A 23823-nucleotide genomic window follows, 5' to 3' on the forward strand; every position below is an offset into this window, starting at 1 on the left:
GTCGACCTGTTCGCCGGTGTGGCATCGATCCCATGTGAGAACGTAACCACGTCCGGTCCGAGCGTCAACGGTTTTCGGCCGGGCAGTTGCTGGAATTGAGCGGTGGGTCGGGTGGGACCGGCCCTCGGGAGTTCTCGGGTCAGTTCTTGGGCGGCGCGGTCGAGCCGCGCAGCACCAACTCCGGCTGCAGAACGACCGATTCGGCCCGCCCCGCCCCGTCTCGTCCGACCCGGTCGAGCAGCAGCTCGGCGGCCCGTCCGCCGAGGTCGAACACGGGCTGCCGTACGGCGCTCAGGCCCGGCTCGACCATCTTCATCCACGCCAGGTCGTCGAAGGAGACGACGGAGCAGTCACCGGGCACGGCGGAGCCGCGCCGCTTGAGTTCCTGCCACACGAGCTCGGCCATGACGTTGTTCGCGGCGAACACGGCGGTCAGGGACGGGTTCCCGTCGAGGAACGCGGCCAGTTGCGCGGCCTGGTCGCCCTCGCCCTGGCTCAGGTCGAGGACGTGCCGGCGCGACACGGGCAGTCCCGCGTCCCGCAGCGCCGCCCGATAGCCCTTGAGCCGGTTGCGCCCGGTGTCCCACTGGACCTCGTCGACGACGATGCCGATGTCACGGTGCCCGAGACCGATGAGGTGCTCCACGGCGAGCCGCGCGCCCCGCTCGTTGTCGATGGCGACGGCGTCGCAGCCGCGCACCCCCGACCTGCGGTCCAGCTCCGTGACCGGGACGCCGTGCCCGACGAGGGTCTCGGTGGCCCCGCGCGCCACGGGCGTGAGCAGCACCCCGTCGGCCCGCATCGACAGGAAGGCGCGCGCCCCGGCGGCGGCCCGTTCGTCGTCGCCGTGGTCGTCGACGAGCACCATCTGGTACCCGGCGGCGGACAGGGTGTGCTCCACGCCCGCGGCCAGCTCGGCGTAGAACTGGTTGCGCAGGTCGGAGACGAGGACGCCCACGAGGCCGCTGTTGCGCCCCTTCAGGGTGCGCGCCGACACGTCCGGCACGTAGCCGAGCCGCTCGGCGGCGGCCTCGACGCGCTCCTTGATGTGGTCGGCGACGTAACCGTGCCCGCCGAGCGCCCGGGACGCCGTGGAGCGCGAGGTGCCCGCGGCCTCGGCGACATCCCGCAGGGTCGCCCGCGCGCGCCTGCCGCCCGCGCCACTGCCGCGCACCGCCGCCCCGTTCGCCATCAGGCCGTCCTTCCCGTCGCCCCCGCCGGCCCTCTCGGCCCCGCCGCGCCACTCCCGTGCTGGTCACGTGCGCGCCATCGGGCCCACATCGTCCGCAACGCAGCGTAGTCGATGTCCTCAAGCGGCTCGCCCGTCCGGTCGACATGGGTGCTCAGGTAGAGCGCGGGGACCCCGAGTTCGTCCTTCATCGCGGTGTACGCGCGCCACTGCTCGCGGTCGGGCGCGCACCAGTCGTCGGTGTCCACGGGTGTGTCGGGGCAGGCGGCCGAGGCGACGGCCGCGCGCAACCGCATCTGGGGCACCACGCGCGCGTACGGGTCGGGGTCGTCGAGGCGCAGCATGTCGTTGAGCCGGATCATGTCGGTGACGTCGGCGAAGGCGGGGTGCGGGGTGTGGGTGACCACGAGCGCGTCCGGCTTCGCGTCCTTGGCCGCCTCGTACACGACCTTCAAGTAGGCGTGCAGGAGCGCGATCCCCCAGACGCCGCCGTCGTGGCTGCGCAGGCCCTCGCCCGCCGGGGTGTCGGCGGTGAAGTCGATCTTCAGCCCGTCGGCTCCGAGCCCGCCGGCCGCCGCGGGCGACAACATGGTCCGGATGTTCTCGGCCAGCAGTTGGCGGGCCTCGGGGTGGGTGGGGTCGAGGGTGACGGGGCGGCCGTCGGCGGTGCGCACGCACAGCTCGTCGGGGACGCCTTCGGTGGCCCAGGCGCGCCACCACAGGAGGACCTTCTGGCCGCGGGTGTGGCGGTCGGCGATCCACTCCTGGAGCGAAGGCCAGCGGGTCCCGTCGACCCGCCAACTCCCATACTCTTGCTGCCATTTGTCGTCGATGACGACAGTTCCCGGTACGAGGCCGTGGGCTTCGAGGTGGTCCAGGTGTGCGTCGTACTCGGCCTGTGTGCTCAGTGCGGGGGCCGGGCTGCCGGTGGCGCGCGAGCGGGCCATCTGGGCGCCCCAGCCGCAGAACATCGGCTCCGTCCACCACGCGGGGCGGTCCTCGGGAGCGGTGCGCGGGCGCGCGGCCCAGCCCTCGCGCTCCAGCCAGCCGCGGTGGGCGCGCAGGCCGCTGTACGGGTCCGGGTGACCGGGCGAGACGAGTACGGAGGGCGAGCGGTGCACACCGTCGACGCGGGTGTGGCCGTCGTACGCGAGGGCCAGGTGGAAGCCGCCGTCGGAGGGCACGTACGTCAGCTCGGTGAAGGTCAGGGCGGCGAGGGGCGCTCCGGCCGATACGGTCCACCAGCCGTGCGGCGCCTCGGCGGTGGCCGGGTCGGCGGTGTCGTCGAGGCGGTCCTCGGTCAGGGCGAGGGCGAGCGGGGCGGGGGTGAAGAACCAGTGGCCGCGGCCGGGTCGGGCGTCGCCGCACACCCCGATGACGGCACTGTCGCCCGCGCCCCGGGTGAGGCGGCGGGGCGGCCCCGGGTTCGGCGTGAAGAGCGTCCGCCAGGCGTGGCCGCTCGGGCGCAGGCCGCCGCCACGCCCGCCGAACGCGGCACGCCCGGCGAGCAGCAGGGCCTGCCGCAGGGCGCCTTCGCCCTCGACCTCCCAGCGGAGGACGGGCCCCTCGGGGGTGCAGGTGATGCGGGTGCGGGCCGCGCGCCAGGCGCTGCTGCGGCGGGCGATCGTGATCACCGGGTGCGGGCCGGTGACGTCCAATTCGGGAGCCTCGACGGACAGGGTCTCGTCGGTGCGGTCCGTGCGGTCGAGGGCGCCGGCGAGTTCGAGGTGGACGGGGTGGTGCGGCACGGAGGCGTCGGTCGTGCGCAGCGCGGCGGACCGGCCGTCGGGTGCGACGGTCAGCCGCCAGCCCGCGGCGTGCACTTCCACGGCTCCGTCGACGTACGCGCCGTGCACGGCTGTCGTGGTCCTCGTCATCGCACGCTCACCAATGCCTCCGCCTGCTGTCCGAATGCCATCTGTCCTACCGTCAGGTCCACCGCCACCCGCGTCCGCTCCGCAACGGGGGCGTCGGCGGGCACGCGCAGGGTGAAGCGCGCCTCGGCCACCTCCCGGCCGGCCAACTTGAGTTGGCGTACGGGTGGATCGGCGCGCCAGCCGGGTGGGAGGACCAGTTCGAGCCGCGCCGTCTCCGCTCGGGGGAACGGGTTGCGGACCTCGACCGTGAGCGGGACCGTGCCGCCCGGCGCGGGCGCGCTGCGGTACGGGAAGATGCGTGCGCCGAATCCCTCCGCGTCGAAGTCGACGTCGCGCGGCAGCAGTTCACGGTGCAGACGGGCCAGGCGGGCACCCTCCGCGGACAGCATGTCGAGGTAGCCGTCGCTCACCTCGAAGGGATGCCAGTGACCGCTGATCATCACCTCGGGGCGCAGCCGCTGGTACAGCTCGGCGCTGCGCACGAAGTCGTCGATGCGGAAGCGGTTGCGGTACTGGTAGTTGAGCAGTTCCGGCTGACCGCCGTCCGGGGTCCACGCGGTGTTCTGCTGGTCCCCCGTGGCGATGACCCGGCGACCGTCGACGGTGAAGGAGTACGCGGCCGCGTAGAGGGTGTGGCCGGGCAGTTCGTGGACGCCGATCTCGTACTCGCGCCAGCGCACGGTGCCGTTGTCCGGCAGCGTGCGGTCGACCGGGATCGGGTCGTACCAGAGGCAGGGCAGGTCCCAGCGGGCGGGCGCGGCCAGCACGGGGGCGATGTGGCCGGGGGCCCAGACCTGGGTGCCGTGCACCTCCCGGAGCAGGTTGAAGCCGGCGACGTGGTCGTCGTGGTAGTGCGTCGGCAGGGCGACGTCGACGCGCTCGATGCCGTGGTCGCGGCGCAGCGCCTCGATCGAGGCGAGCAGCGGCCGGCGGGAGGAGCGGTCGTGGCCGCCCGGCAGGCCGGTCGTCAGGTCGAAGCCGAAGTCGATGAGGAGGGCGGTGCCGCTGTCGGAGAGCAGGGCGTAGGAGTTGGCCATGCTCGTGGCGTTGCGCAGGAGGTGCGGGGTGACCGGCTTCCAGGGGCTCGCGAGCATCGGCTCGGGCTCCCAGGGCGTGGCGCGGCGCATGTCGATGAGCTCTTGGAGGTGGGTGCGCAGGCGGGTCACGGCGGCGGGCGGGTCGGTGACCGTTTCGCCGTGGGAGGGGAGCAGCAACTCCGGCCCGTGGTCGAGGAGTTGGATGCAGGAGAGGATCGTCGCCGCGGCACCCTCCACCCCCGCGTTCGGATGCCATCCGGTGTACGCCCACTGCGTCGCGGCGAGCGACCACACGCGGCCCTCGCCGTGGATCAGGTCGCCGGTGAAGGCGAGGCGGCGGTCGTCGATGTCCACGACGTAGCCGACCGAGCCGACCGTGTGGCCCGGCAGCGGCAGCGTATGGATGTCGAACGCGCCGTACCGGGCCGTGCGGTACTCGGCGACCGTGCCGGTGACCGGGACCTGGTTCAGGAGCGAGAAGCGGTCCTGGCGCACGTCGTAGTCGTTGTCCAGGGGGCGGGTGCGCCAGTGCTCGTCGACCGCATCGATCAGGTCGCGCTCCACCGGGGGGACCCAGATGCGGATGCCCTCGCGGGCGGCGCGGGCCAATCCCTGGACCTGGTCGCGGTGGTGGTGGGTGACGAGGATGTCGGTGACCCGGTCGATCCCGAGGGCGGCGAGTTCGTCGAGGACGCGGCCGGTGCCGAAGTCGATGAGGACGGCGGTGTGGTTGGACCGGAGTACGTAGACGTGGCACGTGTCTTCGAAGCGGAAGACGTCCTCGGTTATCCGACTGTGTGGCATCGATCCCATGTGGGAACGGTGCCATGTTGGTTGTTCGGGGTCAATGGTTTCGGTGGGGCGGGGTTGCGGTTGCGGGGCTCTGCCCCGGACCCCGCTCCTCAATCGCCGGAGGGGCTTGATGTGCCGGAGCTGCTTGCTGCGGCAAGCAGGCGCTGGAGCCTGAGCCCCCGATGTGCGTCCAGGTCGCTGGAAGTGCCCCTCCGTACCGACTCCGCGAACTCGCGGCGCAGGATCGGCCAGCACTCCTCGTGGTTGATCTCGGACGTGTCGTAGGTCAGTTCCGGGCCCGGGCCGAAGAGTTCCACGCGGGTCAGGGCGCGGTCGCGGGCGACGGTGCCGGAGAGGGAGGCCTGGCTCACCGCGCCGTTCTCGTGTTCGCAGGTCAGTTCCAGCCAGCGGCGGGAGTCGCCCGTGGCGCGGATCGAGGCGATCGGGCCCACGGCCGCGTCGAGGAGGTCGAGGAGGTGCGGGCCCAGGTCGTACAGGGCGCCGTGTTCGAGGCGCCAGGACGTGGCGAAGTCGCCGCCCAGGAAGGCGCCGTGGAGGTAGCAGGAGCGGGCGCCCGTCACCTCGGTCCGTTGCGCCTGCTCGATGAAGCGGCGCGTCGTCGGGTGGTAGCGCTTCGTCAGGACGAGCTGGGAGACGACGCCCGCCTCGTCGACGGCGTCCACCAGGCGTTCGGCCGATGCCAGGTCCAGCGCGAGGGGCTTTTCCAGCAGCAGCGCCTTGCCGGCCTTCGCGGCTCGCGGTGCCAACTCGGCCTGGACGGACGGCGGTACGGCGAAGGCGACCGCCTCGCAGTGGTCGAGGAGTTCGTCGAAGCTCGACGCCACGGCCGCGCCGTAGGGTTCGGCCGTCTCGCGGGCCGCGTCCGTACGGCGGGCCCAGACGGCGGTCAGCCGGGTCTCCGGGCCCGCGGCGAGCATGCGGGCGTGCATGGTGCGGGCCCAGGGCCCGGCGCCGACGAGTGCGACCCGGACGGGGTCGTGGGGCCATGCGGCGTTGTCTGTCACGGGGTTCCTTGCGGTTCTTCTTGTGCGGTGCTGGATGTGGCGAGCGCGCGCAGGCGGGTGTCCGCGCGTTCGGGGGCGTAGAGGACGTCGACGACCATCGCCGCCGCGCCGATCAGGCCCGCGTGGTCGCCGAGGCGGGAGGTGACGACGTCGAGGTGGGCGGTGGTGCGCGGCATCGCGCGCTGGTAGAGGAGTTCGCGCACGCCGGTGAGGAAGGGGATGCTCGCCAGGTCGCCCGCGAGGACCAGGACGCCGGGGTTGAGGAGGGTCACGACGGTGACCAGGACCTCGCCCGCGCGCTGCCCCGCCTCGCGGGCGAGGCGGACGGCGTCGGGGTTGCCCTGTTCCAGGAGGGCCTTGACGTCGGCGCCGGAGGCGACCTCCATGCCCTGGTTGGAGAGGTCCTTGGCGAGCGCGCGGCCGCTGGCCACCGCCGCCAGACAGCCGTAGGACCCGCACATGCACAGCGCGTCGGGCCTGTCGTGCAGCCGGATGTGGCCGATGTCGCCGGCCCCGCCGTCGATGCCGCGGAAGATCTCGTTGTTGACGACGACGCCGGCACCGATGCCGGTGGACACCTTGATGAGGACGAAGGCGGCGCAGTCGGGGTGGCCCGCCTGCTGTTCCGCCAGGGCCATCAGGTTGGCGTCGTTGTCGACGAAGACGGGGACCGTCCTGCCGGTCGGGTCCTCCAGGGAGGCGCCGACGTGCTCGGCGTACGCCTCCCGCATCCGTTCCCTGATCGGGAAGCGGTCCCAGCCCGGCATGATCGGCGGCTGGACGACCCGGCCCGTCTCCCAGTCCACCGGGCCCGGCACCGACAGGCCGATGCCGCAGATCCGCCCGGCCAGGATGCCGGACGTCGCGAGGAGGTCGGGGAAGCAGCGGGCCAGCCGGTCGAGCACGCGGTCGGGTCCGTCGCCGATGTCGAGGTCGACCGTCAGCTCCGCGAGGACCGTGCCCCCGAGGTCGAGCACGGCCACGCGCGCGTACCGGGTCTCCAGGTCCACCGCGAGGACGGCCGCGTGCCCGGTGTCGAACACGAGGCGGTGCGAGGGCCGTCCGCCGGTGGAGGTGCCGGTGTCCTGGCGCAGCCAGCCCGCCCGGTCGAGTTCGTCGAGGCGGAGCCCCACCGTCGAACGGGACAGGCCGGTCGCGCGTTGCAGCTCGGCGCGCGTGGTGGCCTGACCGCCGCGGATCAGCTGCAGCAAACGTCCCGCGCTCGCCGGACTTGGCGTGCTCATCGTCTTCTTCCCCCTGTTCACGTGGGTCGTCTCCCCCGGTCAGCTCTTGTCCGCGCCGGCGGTGAGACCCTCGGTCAACAGGCGTTCCGCGGCGAAGAACAGGATTACCACGGGGATCGTCAGCACCACGGACCCGGCCATGAGCACCGTCTTCGACACCTCGATGCCGTTGGACAGCTGGGCGAGGCCGAGCGAGACCGTCCACTTGCCGGGGTCGGCGGCCAGGAAGAGGAGCGCGAAGAGGAATTCGTTCCACGCGATCATCAGGACGTACAGGCCCGTCGCCATCAGGGACGGCAGGGCCAGCGGGAGGATGACCTTGCGGACCGTCTGCAGGCGGCTGCAGCCGTCGAGCGCCGCCGCCTCCTCGATCGAGTACGGGATGGTGACCAGGTAGTTCTTGAGCATGTAGATGGCGACCGGGACCGTCTGCGCCACGTACACGATCGCGAGGCCGAGCAGGCTCGACGACAGGCCGATCTTCGCGAACATCACGAACAGCGGGACCGCGAGCAGCGTCGAAGGGAACATGTACACCGCGAGGAACAACGCGCTGACCTGGCGGTTGCCGAAGAACTTCAGGCGGCTGATGGCGTACGCGCCGGGGACTGCCGCGAGCAGGGTCAGGGCCACCGTGCCGAGGGACACCAGGGCGGAGTTGCGCAGGAGCTGGAGGAAGCCCTGGCCGCCGTCGTCGGTGGAGCGCAGCACCTCGGTGTACGTGTCGAGGGTGAACTGCTTCGCCGACACCCACAGCGAGCCGGGGTCGAGGAGCAGCGCGTCGATGGGCTTCACCGAAAGCAGCAGCATGTAGTAGAAGGGCACGATCGTGATCAGCGCGAGGAACGCGATGACCACCCAGCGTGCGACGCCGAAGAACCGCTCCTCGAACTGCGCGCGCGTCATGGCGGGCCTCGTCGTCACGACTCCTCCTGGACCTTGTTGCCGAAGAACTTGAAGTACAGGCCCAGCAGGACCATGAGGGCGACGGCCAGGACGAGCGCCTGGGCGGCCGCGGCGCCGACGTCGTAGCGCGAGGTGAGGAAGTCGTAGACGCGCACGGCGGCGACGTCGGTGCCGGCGCCGCCGCCGGTCAGCAGGTAGACGTCGTCGAACTTGTTGAACGTCATGATGAAGCGCAGCACGCACAGCAGCGCGATCACCGGCATGAGCTGGGGCAGCATGACGTGCCGGAAGCGCTGGGTGGGCGTGGCGCCGTCGACCTTCGCGGCTTCCTCCAGGCCGTCCGGGACCGCCTGGAGGCGGGCGAGGATGAAGAGGAAGGCGAACGGGAAGTAGCGCCAGCACTCGAAGGCGATCACCGTGAGCAGCGCGAGCGGGATGTCGAAGTGCAGCCCCAGGAGGTGGACTTCGTAAGCGCGCGTGGACAGGAACGCGATGGGGTCGTCCCAGCCGAAGAGCTTCTGGCCCCACTCGTTGACGATGCCGTACTGCGGGCTGAGCGCGACCTCCCACACGAAGGCGACGGCCACGACGGGTGCCACGTACGGCAGCAGCATCGCGGCGCGCAGCAGTCCGCGCCCGCGGAACGGCTTGCGCAGGGCGAGCGCCGCGATGAGGCCGAGGGCGACGGATCCGAAGGTTGCGCCGACGGTGTAGAGGAGCGTGGTGCCGAGGCTGGACCAGAAGCCGGCGGAGTCGAAGACCTGCGAGAAGTTGCGCAGGCTCCAGTTGCCGAACAGGCCCATGCCCTGGATGTCGACGAGCTTGGCGCGCTGGAAGGCGAGCAGCACGGTCCACAGGATCGGCAGCACCACGACGACGAGGACGACGAGGAAGGTGGGGCTGACGAAGGCGAGGCCCGCACGGTTGGTGCGGCGGCTCGCGGTCATGGGCCTGCGGGGGCGGCGGCCGGACGGGTCCGGTGATCCGTCCGGCGGGTTGCGGCGCTGCGTCGCGCCGGTGGTGGCGGTAGTCATGGCGAGGCTTTCGTGGGTGCGGCGGAGGGGCTACTGCAGCGACTTCTTGAGGGCGGCGACCTCTTCCTCGGCCTCGCGCGAGGCCTCGCGGGGTGAGGTCTGGCCCGCGGTCATGGAGCCGATGGCCTTGGGCACCGGCAGTTCGCCGTTGGTGGCGCCGACGAGTGCGCCCTCGCCTTGCTCGATGCCCCAGCGGCGCAGGTCGCCGATGCCGCCGGCCAGCTGGTCGAGGACCTGCGGCGAGTAGACCTCGTCGAGGGGCTTGCGCTCGCCGACGCCGATCTTGCTGTGCCGCCAGGCGGCCATGTACTTCTCGGGCTCGGCGGCGGTGCCGCGGCGGACCGGGATCTTGCCCTCGGGGGCCTGTCCGAACCAGGACTCGTAGCCGCTGCCCATCATGTACTCGATGAACCCGCGGGAGGCGTCCGTCTCGGCGGTCTTGGTGGTGACCCAGGAGGTGATCTCGCCGAACTGCGCGGGCCTGCTGGACCGGGCGCCCTTGAGCGCGGTGACGATGCCGGTGTTGTCGGCGAGGAACTCCTTGTCCTTGCCGCCGCACTGAGGGCAGCTGGGCAGGGCGTCCTTGCGCAGGCCGGCCAGCTCGTCGAGGAGGAACGAGGACCAGATCATCATGGACGAGCGGCCCGCGAAGTAGGTGGCGCGCGTCGAGTCGACGGTCTGGGTGCCGGGGGCCCCGTACTCGCGCGCCAGCTGGTCGTAGGTGTGGAAGGCCTTGACGCACTGCGGGGAGTCGAGGGTGACCTTGCCGTGGCCGTCGACGAGCTGGCAGTCATTGGCGAGCGCGAGGCTCTCGAAGCTCTGCGAGGTGAAGACGTCCGAGGGGTCGGTGGCGGCGGAGACGCCGTCGTGCCCCTTGGTGGTGAGCTTCTTGGCGGCCTTCACGAGCTTGCCGTACGTGTCCGGCTTGTCGAGGCCCGCCTTGGCGAAGTCGTCCTTGCGGTAGACGAGGAGCTGCAGCCAGGCGTCGGAGGGGACGCCGAGGTTGACCTTGCCGTCGCTCGTGAGCTTGAGCGCGTTCTTGTCGAACGTCCCCCGGCCCAGCTTCTTGACGATCTGCCGAGGTATGTCCGTGTTGAGCAGGCCGTTGCTGTACATCTGCCAGGTCTGGCCCATGGGGGCGGCGCCGATCACGTCGGGCAGGTGCCCCGACGCCGCCGCGGACATGATCAATTGGGGCATCTGCCCCTCGTCGACGCCGACGAGATGCACCTTGACGCCGGTCTTCTTCTCGAAGCCGTCGATGATCTTCTGCGTCGCCGCGACCCGGTCCGGGAGGTTCTCCTGGGACCACACGGTGATCTCACGGTCCGGTGTGCCCGGCCCCGTGCTGCTGGAGCAGCCCGTGAGCAGTCCTATGCCCAAGGCTGCCGTGGCGCCGACCGCGGTCGCCCTCGACCGTCGCGTCCTGGTGCGCATTGCCCGTCCCCATCGCCGACTTACGTCTATCAAGCACGCATCTCAGCACTACTTTTGCCTGTTGACAAGACATAAGTTGCGGATATTGTCGACTCAACCAACAGGCACACCACCCTTTTTCGGAGTCGTCCGTGGAACGCGTCGTTCAATTCACAGGTCCCCGCCAGGTGGAGGTGGCCGAGCACGAGAGCCTGGAGCTGCCGCCGGGCCACCTGCGCGTCCACACTCGCTATTCGGGCATTTCGGCCGGTACGGAGCTGACCGCCTACCGCGGCACGAACCCCTACCTGACCCGCACGTGGGACGCCGACGCCCGGCTGTTCCGCGACGACGAGGCGGGCATCAGCTACCCGGTCGTCGGCTGGGGCTACTCCGAGGTCGGCGAAGTCACCGAGGTCTCCCCGGAGTTGGTCGGCACGCCCGGCATGCCCGAGGTCGGCGATCTGGTGTGGGGCATCTGGGGCCACCGCAGCGAGGGCATCGTCCCGGCCGAGCGCATGATCGGCCACACGCTCCCGGCGGGCCTCGAACCCCTCGCCGGCGCCTTCGCCCGGGTCGGCGCCATCGCGTACAACGCGGTGCTGGCCGGCGGCATCAACCTCGGCGAGGACGTCGCCGTGTTCGGCCAGGGCGTCATCGGCCTGATCGCCACCCGCCTCGCCCAGCTCAGCGGCGCCCGTGTCACCGCGGTCGACGCGATGGACAACCGCCTGGAGTCGGCGAAGAAGTACGGCGCCCACGCCACGCTCAACGCCCGCACCGACGCGGTCGCCGAGCGCATCCGCGAGGCCACCGGGGGCCGCGGCACCGACCTCGCGATCGAGATCAGCGGCGTCTACCCGGCGCTGCACCAGGCCGTGCGCTCGGTGACCGTCGGCGGCCGCGTCGTCGCCTCCGGCTTCTACCAGGGCGACGGAATGGGGCTGCGGCTCGGCGACGAGTTCCACCACAACCGCGTGGAGATCGTCTGCTCGCAGATCGGCGGAGTGCCCTCCCAGCTGTCCGGCCGCTGGACCGTGGAGCGCCTCCAGCAGACGTTCCTGCGGCTCGTCGCGGAGGGGCAGGTGGACGTGGAGTCCCTCGTCAGTCATGTCGTCCCGGTCGCGGACGCGGCCGAGGCGTACGTCCTGCTCGACGAGCGCCCCGCGGACGCCCTCCAGGTCGTCCTCGCGTTCTGAGAAATTTCGAGACGGCCCCAGAAAAAGGCCCGAGCCGGCCCCCAGGGCCTGAGAGGTACCCAGAGAACATGCTGAAGTTCGCTGCCCAGGAACAGCTGCTGCCCGGCGACACCCTGCAGCAGAAGTGGGAGTTCGCGCAGGGCGCCGGGTACGACGCCATCGAGCTGCGCGCCAAGGGCGACCTGCACTTCGCCTCCCGGCTCCCGGAGTTGAGGCAGGCGCTCAAGGACGGCGTGGTCATGCCGACCGTGTGCGTCGAGATGCTGCACTTCTTCGGCGCCTTCGACGACGAGCTGCGCCGCGACGCTATCGTCCAGATGAAGTCCCAGCTGTCCGTCATCGCGGAGCTCGGCGGGCTCGGCGCGCAGACCCCGGCCTCGTACGGGATGTTCTCGCGGCGCCTGCCGCCCTTCGAGCCGCCGCGCTCGGAGGCCGAGGACCGCGAGATCCTGCTCGAAGGGCTCACCGAGCTCGGCGAGCACGCCTCCGCCGAGGGCGTCACGCTCTACCTCGAACCGCTCAACCGGTACGAGGACCACATGGTCAACCGCCTGGAGCAGGCCGCCGAGCTGATCAAGGAGGTCGGTCTGGACGCGGTCCGGATCGGCATCGACAGCTACCACATGAACATCGAGGAGACCGACCCCGCGCAGGCGATCCTCACCCACGCCCCCTACATCGGGCACGCCCAGGTGTCGGACTCCAACCGCTTCCAGCCGGGCGCGGGACACCTCGACTGGCAGGCCTGGCTGGGCGCCCTGCACACCGCAGGGTACGAGGGGTACCTCGCGGCCGAGTGCCGGCTGACCGGTGACCCGGTCGAGGCGGTCCGTTCCGTGCCCGCGTTCCTCAAGGGGTCCGGCGCGTGACCGCTCTCCTCGACGGGCCCACCCGCACCGCCGCCGCGGACCTGACCCTGCGGCGCGGTGCGGGCCGGGTCCTCCTCGACAACTGGGTGGGCACGAGCACGGTGCCCTCCCGAACCCTGTATCCGCACCAGTGGAGTTGGGACTCCGCGTTCATCGCGATCGGCCTGCGGCACCTGTCCGCGCGCCGCGCGCAGCGCGAGCTGGAGTCGCTGCTCGCCGCGCAGTGGGACGACGGGCGGGTCCCGCACATCGTCTTCAACTCCGCGGTGCCGAACGGGGCGTACTTCCCGAGCCCCGACTTCTGGCGCTCGTCCACGGCGGGCGCCGCGCAGGGCGCCCCGGTCGCTCTGGAGACCTCGGGCATCGTCCAGCCGCCCGTGCACGCGCTGGCCGCGTGGCTCGTGCACCGGGCCGACCCGGCCGAGTCGCGGCGCCGCGGCTTCCTGCCCCGGGTGTATCCGCGCCTCGTGGCCTGGCACCGCTATCTCCTCGACCGGCGCGATCTGGGCGGCGGCGGCCTCGCGGCGATCGTGCACCCGTGGGAGCCGGGCATGGACAACAGCCCTTGCTGGGACGCCCCGTTGGCCCGCATCGCGCCCGTCGACCCCGGCAGCTACCGGCGCGCCGACCTCGACCACGGCCACCCGGCGGACCGCCCGACCGACCTCGACTACGGCCGCTATGTGCGGCTCGCCGTCGACTACCGCGACGCGGGGTACGACGACCGGGCGGCCGAGCACCCGTTCCGCCTCGAGGATCCGTGCATGAACGCCCTGTTGATCGCGAGCGAGTTGGCGCTCGCCGAGATCGCGGGATGCGTGGGCGGCGACGCGGCCGCCCACGAGGCGCAGGCCGCGAAGCTCACCGACGCGCTCGTGACCCGCCTGTGGGACGACGAGGCGGGACTGTTCCGGGCCCGCGACCTGGTCGACGACGCGTTCGTACCGGCGCGCAGCGTGGCGGGGCTGGTGCCGCTGCTCGCGCCCGGCCTGCCCGAGGCGGTCGTGGACCACTTGGTGTCGACGCTCGACGGCCCGTCCTTCCACGCCGACTCCACGGCGCTCGTGCCGAGTTACGACCTGACGGGCCCGGCCTTCGACCCGACCCGGTACTGGCGTGGGCCCGCCTGGTTCAACACGGCGTGGCTCATCGAGCGCGGCCTGCGCACCCACGGCCGGCACGTGCACGCCGACCGGATACGCGCCGCGTTCCTCGACACGGCGGGCGCTTCCGGCTTCGCGGAGTACGTCGACCCGACCACGGGCGCGGCGCGCGGCGCCCGCTCGTTCTCCTGGACGGCCGCGCTCGCCCTCGACCTGCTGAACCCCGAGGAGGCCGCCCGATGAGCGGTGCCGCCCCACGCGCCCAACTCGTGCGCGACGCCACGTTCGCGCACCTCGACGCCGACGGCGGGATCACCGGAACCCGGGGTGCCACGCCGGACGGGTTGTTCGTGCGCGACGCCCGGCACCTGAGCCGCTGGCGGCTCGCCGTCGACGGCAGCGCGCCCGGCGTGCTGTCCCCCGTCGGGCCGGCCGGGGAGTGCGTGCTCACCCCGGAGGGCACCCGCGACACTCCGCCCGCGTACACCGTGTTCCGCCAACAGGCCGTCGCGGCAGGCGAGTTCACGGACACCCTCCAGCTGGTCAGCAACAGCCCCGACCCGCTCGTCGCCGAGGTCGCCGTCACCGCCGACGCCGACTTCGCGGACACCTTCGAGCTGCGCGCGGACGAGCGCAGCTACCCCAAGCCCGGTGCGGAGCGCACGGCTCAGCCCACGGACACGGGCGTCGAGTTCGACTACCGCAGGGCCGACTGGCACTCCCGCACCGTCGTGACCGCCACGCCGGCACCCGACACCGTGCGCGGCGAGGGACCGTACGAACTGGTGTGGCGGCTGACTCTGGAGCCGCACGGCCGGACCGAGTTGCGGCTGCGCGTCGCGGCGCATCCGCACGGCGGGCCCCAGCTCGCGGCGGACCGCGTGCGCGGCGGCGAGGCCGAACTCGTCGACATGTCGGGGGACTTGGGCCGGGCCTGTGCTCAAGGCCTCGCGGATCTGGACCTTCTGACGATCTCCGCCCCCGGCGTGGACGGCGACCCCGTCAGCATCCCGGCGGCCGGTGTGCCCTGGTTCCTCACCCTGTTCGGCCGGGACTCGCTGCTCACCTCGTACTTCATGCTCCCCTACCGGCCCGCCCTCGCGGCCGGCACGCTGAGCGCACTCGCCGCCGCGCAGGGGCGGGAGTACGACGCGTTCCGCGGCGAGCAGCCCGGCCGCGTCGTGCACGAGACGCGGCGCGGCGAGCTCGCCCACTTCGGGCAGGTGCCGTACGGGCGTTACTACGGGACGATCGACGCGACGCCGCTGTTCCTGGTGCTGCTGCACGCCCACTACGAGACGACGAAGGACGCGGCGCTCGCCGCCCGCCTGGAGACGCACGCGCGCTCCGCCGTCGACTGGATGCTCGGCGACGGCGGCCTGCGCGAGCACGGATATCTCGTGTACGAGCCGGACCCGAACGGCCTCGTCAACCAGAACTGGAAGGACTCCGCCGGCGCCATCTGCTTCAAGGACGGCACCCAGGCGGAGGGCCCCATCGCCGTGTCCGATGCCCAGGGCTACGCGTACGACGCGCTGCGCCGCACGGCACGCCTCGCCGCGGACGTGTGGCAGGACGGCGCGTACGCACGGGAGTTGGACCGGCTCGCCGACGAGCTGCGGGCGCGCTTCGCCCGCGACTTCTGGCTGACGGAGGACGACTTCCCGGCGCTGGCGCTCGACGGACAGGGCCGCCAGGTCGACGCGCTCGCCTCCGACGCCGGGCATCTGCTGTGGTCCGGCATCCTCGACGAGGACCGCGCGCGACGCGTGGGCGAGCGGCTCCTGGAGGCGGACTTCTTCTCCGGCTGGGCGATCCGCACGCTCGCCGCCGGCCAACGTCCTTACCACCCGCTGTCGTACCACCGCGGCAGCGCCTGGCCGCACGACAACGCCGTCATCGCGCTCGGCCTCGCCCGCCACGGACTCGGCGACGAGCTGCGCCGGCTGGCCTCCGGCCTCATCGACGCTGCGGCCGGGCACGGCCACCGGCTCCCCGAGGTGCTCGGCGGCTACGCGCGCACCGACGCCGCCCGCCCGGTCCCCTACCCGCACTCCTGCTCCCCGCAGGCGTGGGCGGCGGCGACACCGTGGGCGCTGCGTACCGCCCTTAGCACAGTGGGAGGTTGACGGCGGCCGGTTGAGGCGGGGTGCCGGGGCGGCAGTAGGGTGACGCCCGTGGCACCACGACCTCTGCATGAAATCGTCGAAGCGGGCTGGGCGAAGGCCCTCGAGCCCGTGGCCGGGCAGATCTCCGCGATGGGGGAATTCCTCCGCGCGGAGATCGGCGCCGGGCGCACCTACCTCCCGGCGGGCGCCAACGTGCTGCGCGCCTTCCAGCAGCCGTTCGACGACGTGCGGGTGCTGATCGTCGGGCAGGATCCGTACCCCACGCCGGGGCACGCTGTTGGTTTGTCCTTCTCGGTCGCCCCGGACGTACGCCCCCTGCCGCCCAGCCTCATCAACATCTACCGCGAGATGAACGCGGACCTGGGCGTGCCGGAGCCCTCGAACGGGGACCTGACGCCGTGGACGCAGCAGGGTGTGCTGCTGCTGAACAGGGCGCTCACCGTGGCCCCGCGGCGTCCGGCCTCGCACCGCGACAAGGGCTGGGAGCAGGTCACCGAGCAGGCGATCCGCGCCCTCGCCGCGCGCGGGACGCCGCTCGTGTCGATCCTGTGGGGCCGTGACGCGCGCAATCTGCGCCCGCTGCTCAGCGACTACCCGGCGGTCGAGTCCCCGCACCCGTCGCCCATGTCGGCGGACCGCGGCTTCTTCGGCTCCCGCCCGTTCAGCCGGGCCAACGATCTGCTCGAACGCCAGGGCGCGCAGCCCGTCAACTGGCAGCTGCCGTGACGCCGGCCGTGGGCGAGTGGGTGCTCGGAGTGGACTCGGGCGGCTCGGGCCTCCGGGCCGCCCTCGCGCCCGTCGACGCCGTCGGGCGGGCGCTGACGACCGCTTCGTCCGTGCCTGTACGTACGTCCGCCTCCGGCATCGACCCCGGCCACATGGTGGAGCAACTCGTGCCGATGGCACGGGAGTTGCTGGGCCGGGCCGGGGAAGTCACGCTGTCCGGCATCGCGTTGGGGGCGGCCGGGATGGCGACGCTCGGCGACGGGCTGCGGGCCGAGCTGCCGGGGGCGCTCGCGCGTGAACTCGGCGTCGAGCGGCTCGCGTTGGCCGCCGACGGGGTCACCGCGTACGCGGGTGCGCTCGGTCAGCGGCGCGGAGCGGTCGTCGCCGCGGGCACCGGGATGATCTCCCTCGGCACCGACCTCGTGAGCTGGCGGCGGGCCGACGGGTGGGGGCATCTGCTCGGCGACTGCGGCGGCGGTTCGTGGATCGGGCAGGCGGGGCTCGACGCCGCGATGCGCGCCTTCGACGGGCGGCGCGGGGGCAGCAAGGCGCTGCTCGCGCTCGCCGAGGAACGGTTCGGGCCCGCCGTCGAGCTGCCGGGCCTGATCTACCCGCGCACCGACCGCCCGGCGGCGCTCGCCTCCTTCGCCCCGGATGTGGCGCGCTGCGCCGCCGAGGACCCCGTGGCCGCGGACATCCTGCGCCGGGCCGCCGCCCACATCGCCGAGGCGGCCGCGGCGGTCTGCCCGGCCGACGGCGGCAAGGTCGCCCTCACGGGGGGCCTCTTCAAGACGGGCGAGCCGCTGCTCGGCCCGCTGCGCGCAGAGCTGACCGAGCAGCTTCCGCAGGCCACGGTCGTGACCGCCACGGGTGACCCGCTGCACGGGTCCCTGGTGATCGCCGCCGCGCTCGCCACGGGCGGGCTCAGGCTGCCGCGCGATCATCGCCTGCTGCATGTGCCGTAATTCACTTCGAATCCGCCGCACACCCCTCCGGACCAGGACACTTGCAGGATTCGTAACTGAAAGGACAATCTCGGACGGAAACCGTTCACCTGCACCCTGACCGAACAACGAAGCCGGTCGAGCCAGTAGCATGCGGCGCCATGAGCACCCCCACTGGGCCCGCATCCGGCCTGCCCGTACGAATGCCGCGACCCCGACAGCCCGGACGCCACCGTCGTCCGGAACCCGTGGCCGCCCCCGAGGGCGCGCCGTCTCTTGTGCTCGCGGTGCCCGGCACGCCCAGCACCGCCACGCGCATGCTCGCCGACGAGGTGGTGAGCATCGCCCGTTCCGAGCTGCCCGGCCTGGACGCGCGGGTCGGCTTCGTGGAGGGTGAGCTCACCGACTTCCCGATCTCGGCGGAGTTCCCCTCGCTGGCGTCCGTGCTCGCGCACGCCGCGAAGGAGCGCACCGCCCGCTACGAGCAGGCGCTCGCGGCCGGTGTCGAGGCGCAGGAGCCGGCCGGGCCCGTCGGGGTCGTCGTGCCGCTGCTCGCGGGCCCGGACAACGCCCAGCTGCGGCAGATCCGGCAGGCCATCGCCGACAGCCGGGTCGCCGCGGAGCTGACCGATGTGCTCGGCCCGCACCCGCTGCTCGCCGAGGCGCTGCACGTGCGGCTCTCGGAGGCCGGTCTGGCCCGCGCCGACCGCGCGCGCCTGTTCGCCGTGACCACGGCGGCCGACGGCATCATCCTCGCCTCCATAGGCGGCGAGGAGGCGGTGCAGGCCGCCGGGATCACCGGGATGCTGCTCGCCGCGCGGCTCGCCGTGCCGGTGATGGCCGCCGCGCTCGACGAGGAGGGGGCCGTCGCCGCCACCGCCGAGCAGCTGCGCGGTTCCGGTTCACAGCAGCTGGCGCTCGCGCCGTACCTCGTCGGGCCCGAGCTCGACCCGTCCGTGCTCGAGGCTGCCGCCAAGGACGCGGGGTGTGCCGTCGCGGAGCCGCTGGGGGCGTACCCGGCGATGGGCAAGCTCGCGCTCGCCAAGTACACGACGGCGCTGGGGATCACGCCTCAGCCGGTTGCCTCCGGCGGCTGAGCGGTCGGGGGCCGGGGCTCGGGACGGTGTCCCGGGCCCCCTTTTTTGTCCTCTTTTTTTGTCCTCGATCGCTGGACGGGCGTGGTGGGGAATGGCTGACGAGGGTGATCTTTGAACGTTACCGTCGGGGGATGAGCCTCGATGACGCCTTGGTGACGGAACAGATGGCTTACTACCGGGCACGGGCGCCCGAGTACGACCGGCCGTATGCGGAACGGGCGGACCTGCGGGAGTTGCTGCGGGCCAGTGCCGAGTGGCCGGTCCGCGGGGACGTGCTGGAGCTGGCCTGTGGGACCGGGCAGTGGACCGCCCAGTTCGCGCCGCGGGCCACGTCCGTGACGGCCGTCGACGCGTCGGAGGAAGTGCTCGCGATCGCGCGGGAGCGGGTGTCCGCGCCCAACGTCCGCTTCGAGCAGGCCGATCTGTTCGACTGGCGGCCCTCCCGGCGCTACGACACCGTGTTCTTCGGGTTCTGGCTGTCGCACGTGCCGCCGGCCCGGATGCCCGGATTCTGGAGCTCGGTCGCCGCCTCCCTCGCCCCGGGCGGCAAGGTGGTGTTCGTCGACGACGGCCCGTCCATGGCCGCGAACGAGGAGCTGCTTGCGGGCGAGTCCAGCCCGGCCGCGGTGCGCGAGCTCAAGGACGGCAGCCGGTACCGCATCGTGAAGGTCTTCCACGAGGCCGAGGCGCTGACCGGGGACCTGGCGTCCCTCGGCTGGGCGGCGCAGGTGCGGCCCGCGTCGCGGAACTACCTTGTAGGCGTCGCCGAGCCCGCGGTCTAGCCGAACACCACGCAGGACGCCGCCGGCACCGGCACACTGCCGCCCCGCACCGGCACCCCGGACTCCCGGTCGACCGTGAACCACGTGACGTCGCCGGAGCGCTCGTTCGCGGCGTAGAGGAAGCGTCCTGACGGGTCGAGGGCCAGGTCGCGGGGCCAGTTGCCGCCGCAGGGGACGGTGCCGTGCAGGGTCGGCCGCTCGCCGGTCGGGTCGAGGGCGAAGAGCGAGAGCAGGTCGGCGCCGCGCGTGGCCGTCCACAGGAAGCGGCCGTCGGGGGCGACGACGAGCGCCGAGGGGTACGCGTCGTCGGCCGGTGTGCCCGTCAGGACGGGGATCTCCGTGAGCGGCTTCAGGGCGCCGTCCGCCGCGCTCCAGGCGCAGACCGTGAGCGTGGGGGCGAGTTCGTTGAGGACGTAGACGTAGTCGCCCGAGGGGTGGAAGGCCAGGTGGCGGGGGCCGGAGCCGGGGCGCAGGGCCGTCTCCTGGTGCGGCAGGAGGCCGCTGCCGTCGGGGTTCTTCGTGTACGTGCGGACCGAGTCCGTGCCGAGGTCGACCGCGAGGGCCCAGGCGCCGGTCGGGTCCGGCAGGATCTGGTGGGCGTGCGGGGCCTGTTGGCGCTGCGGGTGCGGGCCCGAGCCCGTGTGCCGGTGCACCTCGGGGCCGGACCCGGCCGGGATGCCGTCGGCGCGCAGCGGTACCGAACTGACGCTGCCGGAGCCGTAGTTGGCTGCCAGTACGCGCCCGTCCCACACCGACAGATGGGTGGGGCTCTCGCCGCCGACCGGCACCGGCGGCGCGGCGGGCGTCAGCGGCCGCGAGTCCGTGCGGAACGCGGCCACCGCCCCCTCGGTCGTCTCGCTCACCGCGTACAGCAGTCCGCCGGAGAGCGTCAGGTACGAGGGGTCGGGCAGCTCGTCCGTGGCGTCGATGAGGGTGAGCGAGCCGTCCTTCTGGTCGAGCGCCGCGGTCACGATGCCGCGCCCGCCGGCCGCCGTGAACGATCCGATGTACGCCCGCTCTGCCTGACTCCCGGTCACTGCGTCCCCTTTCGGCGTACGGGCCCGGCGCCCGTGCCGCCGACGGTAGCAGCGGGGACCTCAGAGCAGGTCGCGCCAGGGCCTCGTGGAGCGGGGTGGTTCCTCGCCGCGGGCGCGGGTGTGCGCGTCGGGGTGGTGGACGTAGGCGGGGGTGCTCGGTGCGTCGTCGTACGTGCGGTGGAAGACCGGGGTCGTCGAGCCGGAGAGCGGTGGGACGATCCACGACCAGTCGGCGCCGACGGCGCGGCCGCGGGACTCCTCGCGGGCGACGTGGGTGAGGAAGCGCCGGGACTCGGTGTGGTGGTCGGCCATGGTGACGCCCGCGCTGTCGAAGGAGTGCAGCACGGAGCGGTTCAGCTCGACCAGTGCGCGGTCCTTCCAGAGGGAGCGGTCGGTGGAGGTGTCGAGGCCGAGGCGGTCGGCGAGGTAGGGCAGCAGGTTGTAGCGGTCGGTGTCGGCGAGGTTGCGGGCGCCGATCTCCGTGCCCATGTACCAGCCGTTGAAGGGGGCCGCGCCGTAGCAGACGCCGCCGATCTCCAAGCACATGTTGGCGAGCGCGGGGACCGCGTGCCAGCGCAGGCCGATCCCGGACCACCAGTCGAACTCCGGGTGGTGCAGGGGGACTTCGAGAACCGCGTCGGCGGGGAGGTCGAAGCAGCGGGGCTGCTCGCGCGGGTCCGGCTGCACGAGCAGCGGCAGGACGTCGAAGGGACTGCCCTCGCCGCCGCGCCAGCCCAGCCGGCGGGCGCAGGCGGTGAGTCCGGTGCCGCGCGGGTCGCCGACCACATGGCCGTCGCGCTGGATGTAGCCGGCGTAGCGGATGAGCTGTTCGTTCCAGATGCGGGGCCCTGGTCGGTCCGGGCGGTCGGGCGCGAAGACCGTGATGAGCGGGCGGATGCGGCCGCCGGGGGCCGCCTCGCGCAGATGATCGGCGCAGGCCTCGGCGATCTCCTCGGCGGTGGTGAGGTGCCGCAGGTCGCGTACGCGCAGGGACTGCCAGTAGAGGCGGCCTATGCAGCGGTTGGCGTTGCGCCAGGCGACGCGGGCGCCGAAGACGAGTTCCTCCGGGGTGTGGGTGTACGTGCCCGTGGCAGCGAGTTCCGCGTCCACCTCGGCGAGGCGGGGGCCCGGGTCGCCGAGCTCCCGCTCCGCGTGGTGCTGGCGGACGAACGTGGCGGCGGCGTGCGCGACGTCGCCGGTGCGGCGCGGGGTGGCGGGCGCGGGCCGGGCGCCCTCGGAGGTGACCGGGCAGCGGTCGTGGCGGGTCGGTTCGGCGGCGCGGGCGCCGGTGTGCCGGTTCGGCGCGAGGGCGAGCCAGCCGGCGGCGTCGCCCGGGTCCTGTCCCCGGCGCAGGTTGCTTCGCATGGTGCACCCCCAGCGGCTGGTGATCGGCGCGCGGCCCGCTCCCGCACGGGCGTGCGCCTTGGACGTTCGATGGCGCGGGGCCTACCCGTCGGGCGAACTGATCCACCCTGTATGTGCCCCGGACACCTGCCTCAATCGGGGCCCCGGTGTCCACGCCGCTGCGAGACAACCACAAGTCGAGACCGGTGGGCGGCCGGTTACGGATGCCGTCGGGGCGTGAGGAACTGCACGGGGGCGCACACCCCACCCAGCACGCCCCTACGACGAAGCAGCGAGCCCTATCAAGCCCCTGCGGCGATTGAGCAGCGGGGCCCGGGGCAGAGCCCCGCGACCGGAGGACGCACGACCGCCACGGCCCTACACCTCCCGCGCCCCGCGCAACGGCACCGCGAGTTCGACAAGAGCCCGCTCAAGACCGTGCAGGTGCGCCAAGACCGGATGCTCCGCCTCCGCGGCATACGGCACCGGAACCACAGCGCGAGCGTAAGGCGCGGGCGCCGTGAGCGCCTCGACCGCCGACTCCACCCGCTGGCACGCCGCCGCGAGCCGCGCGTCGTGCGAGGCCTCCGGGTCCGCGGCGACGGACGCGAGCCCGCGCACCTCGCGCGCGCAGTCGTCGAGCAGGGCGAGGATCTGCCGGGCCCGGCCCTTGCGGGCCTTGACGGGGCTCAGCGGATGCACGAGCGGCGACAGCGAGAGGCGTACGCGCCCGAGGATGTGTTCCAGTTCGGCGACGCGCGGCGCCGGGTCCGCGCCCGCGTCGCCGCCAAGGCGTGCCGCCGCCTCCGCGGTGCACGCGTGCACGCAGCGCAGGGCCCGCTCGACCCACGCCTCGGTGACGGAGTGCGTGGTCACGGGCAGCAGGAGCAGCACCGCGAGCACGGCGCCGAGCGAGCCGACCGCCGTCTCCCCCACCCGCAGGGCCAGCAGCGCCGGATCGAGCACGCCCAGCAGCCCGTAGAGCATGCTCGCCATGACGGTGACGGCCAGCATCATCCACGTGTACGAGACGTGGGCGGTGTAGAAGATCCCGAAGACGCTGATCGCGACGATGACGGCGGCGGCCACCGCGTGGTCGTGCAGCGGGACGGCGACCAGGAAGCCGAGGACGATGCCGAGCACCGTGCCCAGGAAGCGGCGGAATCCGCGCACCACGGTCTCCCCGCGCGAGGTCGTCGCCACGAACACCCACCACGTGGCGCCCACGGCCCAGTACCACCGCTGGTCCGAGAGCAGCTGCCCGATGCCGAGCGCGAAGCCGGCCCCCACGGTCGCCTGCACGGCCTGCCGCGTCGTGATCCGCGCGAGCCCCGTGCCCCCGGTCGGGGCGGGCACGCCCACGGGTGCCGGGAGCCGCCGCTCGTAGCACCACACCCCGAACCGGACGAGCGCCGCGGCGCCGAGCGACAGCAGCACGGCGGCGTACAGCTCGGGCAGCTGTCGCGGCACGGTGTGCAGGAACTGGGCGGCGAAGAAGGTCATGAACGCGAAGACGCCGAGCGAGTGTCCGCGCGGCCCCCACCGCCGCGCGTACACGCCCGCGCCCACGACGGCGAGGAAGGCGAGATCGCGTGCGAGCGGCACGTCGTGCAGGGCCGCGGCGAGCGCGAGCACCGGGAGTCCGACGGCCGGCAGCAGCGCCGTCGTGACGGCCTGGCCGCGCACCGTCGCGTCGGTCACCGTGAACAGCGCGAGCAGCGCGGCGAGGCCGCCGGTGATCGCGCCGGTCAGGGAGTGCCCGACCGCGCCGCACAGCGCGACGGCGAGCCCGATCCCCAGCACGGCCCGCGTCGCGAACCGCAGCCGCATCCGCCCCGGATCCGCCGCCACGAACGCCCTCTTCAGCAACGTGCCCCGCCCCTTCCGTACCGCGTGCGTCCCCTGACATGGAAAAGGCGCCGCGGAGACCCTTCCGGGTCCGCAGCGCCATCGACGCCTTCATTTCAGCAGCAGAAGGGCCCGTGGTTCAACAGTGACCGGATCCACTGGGCCATTGGTACAGCCACGGGTGCGCGGTGCGGTCCACCGCCGGACCATCTGCCCAGTCGGCAC

At 72.8% G+C, this 23823-nt stretch carries 19 protein-coding genes; 8 read left to right on the forward strand and 11 right to left on the reverse strand.

From position 1 onward, the window contains the following. Window positions 1–139: 139 nt before the first annotated feature. The 8 genes from ACZ7L4_RS37980 to ACZ7L4_RS38015 all read right to left on the reverse strand — a co-directional run bounded on the left by ACZ7L4_RS37980 (window position 140) and on the right by ACZ7L4_RS38015 (window position 10541). A complete protein-coding gene (locus ACZ7L4_RS37980) occupies window positions 140–1192 on the reverse strand; it encodes a LacI family DNA-binding transcriptional regulator (protein ID WP_472109609.1) in 1053 nt (350 codons plus the stop codon). Continuing rightward, window positions 1192–3066, reverse strand: coding sequence for a hypothetical protein (locus tag ACZ7L4_RS37985; RefSeq protein WP_472109610.1), 1875 nt, complete (start codon window positions 3064–3066; stop codon window positions 1192–1194). The genes ACZ7L4_RS37980 and ACZ7L4_RS37985 overlap by 1 nt, the downstream gene beginning before the upstream one ends. Next, a complete protein-coding gene (locus ACZ7L4_RS37990) occupies window positions 3063–4916 on the reverse strand; it encodes an MBL fold metallo-hydrolase (protein ID WP_472109611.1) in 1854 nt (617 codons plus the stop codon). The genes ACZ7L4_RS37985 and ACZ7L4_RS37990 overlap by 4 nt, the downstream gene beginning before the upstream one ends. A gap of 89 nt (window positions 4917–5005) precedes the next feature. Beyond that, window positions 5006–5920 (reverse strand): Gfo/Idh/MocA family protein, encoded by a 915-nt coding sequence (locus ACZ7L4_RS37995; RefSeq protein WP_472109612.1) that lies wholly within the window; start codon window positions 5918–5920, stop codon window positions 5006–5008. Next, window positions 5917–7164: an ROK family protein gene (locus ACZ7L4_RS38000; protein ID WP_472109613.1), complete on the reverse strand. Its 1248-nt coding sequence runs from the start codon at window positions 7162–7164 to the stop codon at window positions 5917–5919. Before ACZ7L4_RS38000 ends, ACZ7L4_RS37995 begins: the two co-directional genes overlap by 4 nt. A gap of 39 nt (window positions 7165–7203) precedes the next feature. Beyond that, window positions 7204–8070: a carbohydrate ABC transporter permease gene (locus ACZ7L4_RS38005; protein WP_472109791.1), complete on the reverse strand. Its 867-nt coding sequence runs from the start codon at window positions 8068–8070 to the stop codon at window positions 7204–7206. A 14-nt stretch (window positions 8071–8084) separates the two neighbouring features. Further along, entirely contained in the window at window positions 8085–9104 is a 1020-nt protein-coding gene (locus ACZ7L4_RS38010) for a carbohydrate ABC transporter permease (protein WP_472109614.1), read from the reverse strand. A gap of 30 nt (window positions 9105–9134) precedes the next feature. Next, window positions 9135–10541, reverse strand: a complete 1407-nt coding sequence (locus tag ACZ7L4_RS38015) for an ABC transporter substrate-binding protein (RefSeq protein WP_472109615.1) — start codon at window positions 10539–10541, stop codon at window positions 9135–9137. Between the two features lie 131 nt (window positions 10542–10672). Here ACZ7L4_RS38015 and ACZ7L4_RS38020 point away from each other — a divergent pair, with 131 nt between their 5' ends. The 8 genes from ACZ7L4_RS38020 to ACZ7L4_RS38055 all read left to right on the forward strand — a co-directional run bounded on the left by ACZ7L4_RS38020 (window position 10673) and on the right by ACZ7L4_RS38055 (window position 19369). Beyond that, window positions 10673–11719: a zinc-dependent alcohol dehydrogenase gene (locus ACZ7L4_RS38020; protein WP_472109616.1), complete on the forward strand. Its 1047-nt coding sequence runs from the start codon at window positions 10673–10675 to the stop codon at window positions 11717–11719. Window positions 11720–11787: 68 nt separating this feature from the next. After that, window positions 11788–12588: a sugar phosphate isomerase/epimerase family protein gene (locus ACZ7L4_RS38025; RefSeq protein ID WP_472109617.1), complete on the forward strand. Its 801-nt coding sequence runs from the start codon at window positions 11788–11790 to the stop codon at window positions 12586–12588. After that, window positions 12585–13934, forward strand: coding sequence for an MGH1-like glycoside hydrolase domain-containing protein (locus ACZ7L4_RS38030; protein ID WP_472109618.1), 1350 nt, complete (start codon window positions 12585–12587; stop codon window positions 13932–13934). Before ACZ7L4_RS38025 ends, ACZ7L4_RS38030 begins: the two co-directional genes overlap by 4 nt. Beyond that, a complete protein-coding gene (locus tag ACZ7L4_RS38035) occupies window positions 13931–15820 on the forward strand; it encodes an amylo-alpha-1,6-glucosidase (RefSeq protein ID WP_472109619.1) in 1890 nt (629 codons plus the stop codon). The genes ACZ7L4_RS38030 and ACZ7L4_RS38035 overlap by 4 nt, the downstream gene beginning before the upstream one ends. 48 nt (window positions 15821–15868) lie before the next feature. Then, a complete protein-coding gene (locus ACZ7L4_RS38040) occupies window positions 15869–16546 on the forward strand; it encodes a uracil-DNA glycosylase (RefSeq protein WP_472109620.1) in 678 nt (225 codons plus the stop codon). After that, window positions 16543–17511, forward strand: coding sequence for an N-acetylglucosamine kinase (locus ACZ7L4_RS38045; protein WP_472109621.1), 969 nt, complete (start codon window positions 16543–16545; stop codon window positions 17509–17511). Before ACZ7L4_RS38040 ends, ACZ7L4_RS38045 begins: the two co-directional genes overlap by 4 nt. 140 nt (window positions 17512–17651) lie before the next feature. Beyond that, complete coding sequence (locus ACZ7L4_RS38050) at window positions 17652–18587, forward strand: sirohydrochlorin chelatase (RefSeq protein ID WP_472109622.1); 936 nt, start codon at window positions 17652–17654, stop codon at window positions 18585–18587. Window positions 18588–18718: 131 nt separating this feature from the next. Beyond that, on the forward strand, window positions 18719–19369 hold the full coding sequence (locus ACZ7L4_RS38055; protein ID WP_472109623.1) for a class I SAM-dependent methyltransferase: 651 nt from the start codon (window positions 18719–18721) through the stop codon (window positions 19367–19369). On the opposite strand, the gene ACZ7L4_RS38060 is transcribed toward ACZ7L4_RS38055, so the two are convergent. From ACZ7L4_RS38060 to ACZ7L4_RS38070, 3 genes are all read right to left on the reverse strand, one after another. Then, the gene (locus tag ACZ7L4_RS38060) at window positions 19366–20406 is read right to left on the reverse strand and encodes a lactonase family protein (protein ID WP_472109624.1); all 1041 of its coding nucleotides are present in this window, start codon (window positions 20404–20406) and stop codon (window positions 19366–19368) included. The two genes, ACZ7L4_RS38055 and ACZ7L4_RS38060, sit on opposite strands and share 4 nt — an antisense overlap. A 60-nt stretch (window positions 20407–20466) precedes the next feature. After that, complete coding sequence (locus ACZ7L4_RS38065; RefSeq protein WP_472109625.1) at window positions 20467–21771, reverse strand: nitric oxide synthase oxygenase; 1305 nt, start codon at window positions 21769–21771, stop codon at window positions 20467–20469. 357 nt (window positions 21772–22128) lie between these two features. Next, entirely contained in the window at window positions 22129–23619 is a 1491-nt protein-coding gene (locus tag ACZ7L4_RS38070) for an FUSC family protein (RefSeq protein WP_472109626.1), read from the reverse strand. Window positions 23620–23823 lie beyond the last annotated feature (204 nt).

This window comes from Streptomyces sp. NPDC107575 (assembly GCF_055657265.1).

What these genes read in the sequence shown, in the direction of transcription:
- ACZ7L4_RS37980 (WP_472109609.1), bottom strand. Translation starts at nt 1,192, where the DNA reads ATGGCGAACGGGGCGGCGGTGCGCGGCAGTGGCGCGGGCGGCAGGCGC.
- ACZ7L4_RS38065 (WP_472109625.1), bottom strand. Translation starts at nt 21,771, where the DNA reads ATGCGAAGCAACCTGCGCCGGGGACAGGACCCGGGCGACGCCGCCGGC.
- ACZ7L4_RS38005 (WP_472109791.1), bottom strand. Translation starts at nt 8,070, where the DNA reads ATGACGCGCGCGCAGTTCGAGGAGCGGTTCTTCGGCGTCGCACGCTGG.
- ACZ7L4_RS38055 (WP_472109623.1), top strand. Translation starts at nt 18,719, where the DNA reads ATGAGCCTCGATGACGCCTTGGTGACGGAACAGATGGCTTACTACCGG.
- ACZ7L4_RS38010 (WP_472109614.1), bottom strand. Translation starts at nt 9,104, where the DNA reads ATGACTACCGCCACCACCGGCGCGACGCAGCGCCGCAACCCGCCGGAC.
- ACZ7L4_RS38035 (WP_472109619.1), top strand. Translation starts at nt 13,931, where the DNA reads ATGAGCGGTGCCGCCCCACGCGCCCAACTCGTGCGCGACGCCACGTTC.
- ACZ7L4_RS38000 (WP_472109613.1), bottom strand. Translation starts at nt 7,164, where the DNA reads ATGAGCACGCCAAGTCCGGCGAGCGCGGGACGTTTGCTGCAGCTGATC.
- ACZ7L4_RS37985 (WP_472109610.1), bottom strand. Translation starts at nt 3,066, where the DNA reads ATGACGAGGACCACGACAGCCGTGCACGGCGCGTACGTCGACGGAGCC.
- ACZ7L4_RS38025 (WP_472109617.1), top strand. Translation starts at nt 11,788, where the DNA reads ATGCTGAAGTTCGCTGCCCAGGAACAGCTGCTGCCCGGCGACACCCTG.
- ACZ7L4_RS38050 (WP_472109622.1), top strand. Translation starts at nt 17,652, where the DNA reads ATGAGCACCCCCACTGGGCCCGCATCCGGCCTGCCCGTACGAATGCCG.
- ACZ7L4_RS38015 (WP_472109615.1), bottom strand. Translation starts at nt 10,541, where the DNA reads ATGCGCACCAGGACGCGACGGTCGAGGGCGACCGCGGTCGGCGCCACG.
- ACZ7L4_RS37990 (WP_472109611.1), bottom strand. Translation starts at nt 4,916, where the DNA reads ATGGGATCGATGCCACACAGTCGGATAACCGAGGACGTCTTCCGCTTC.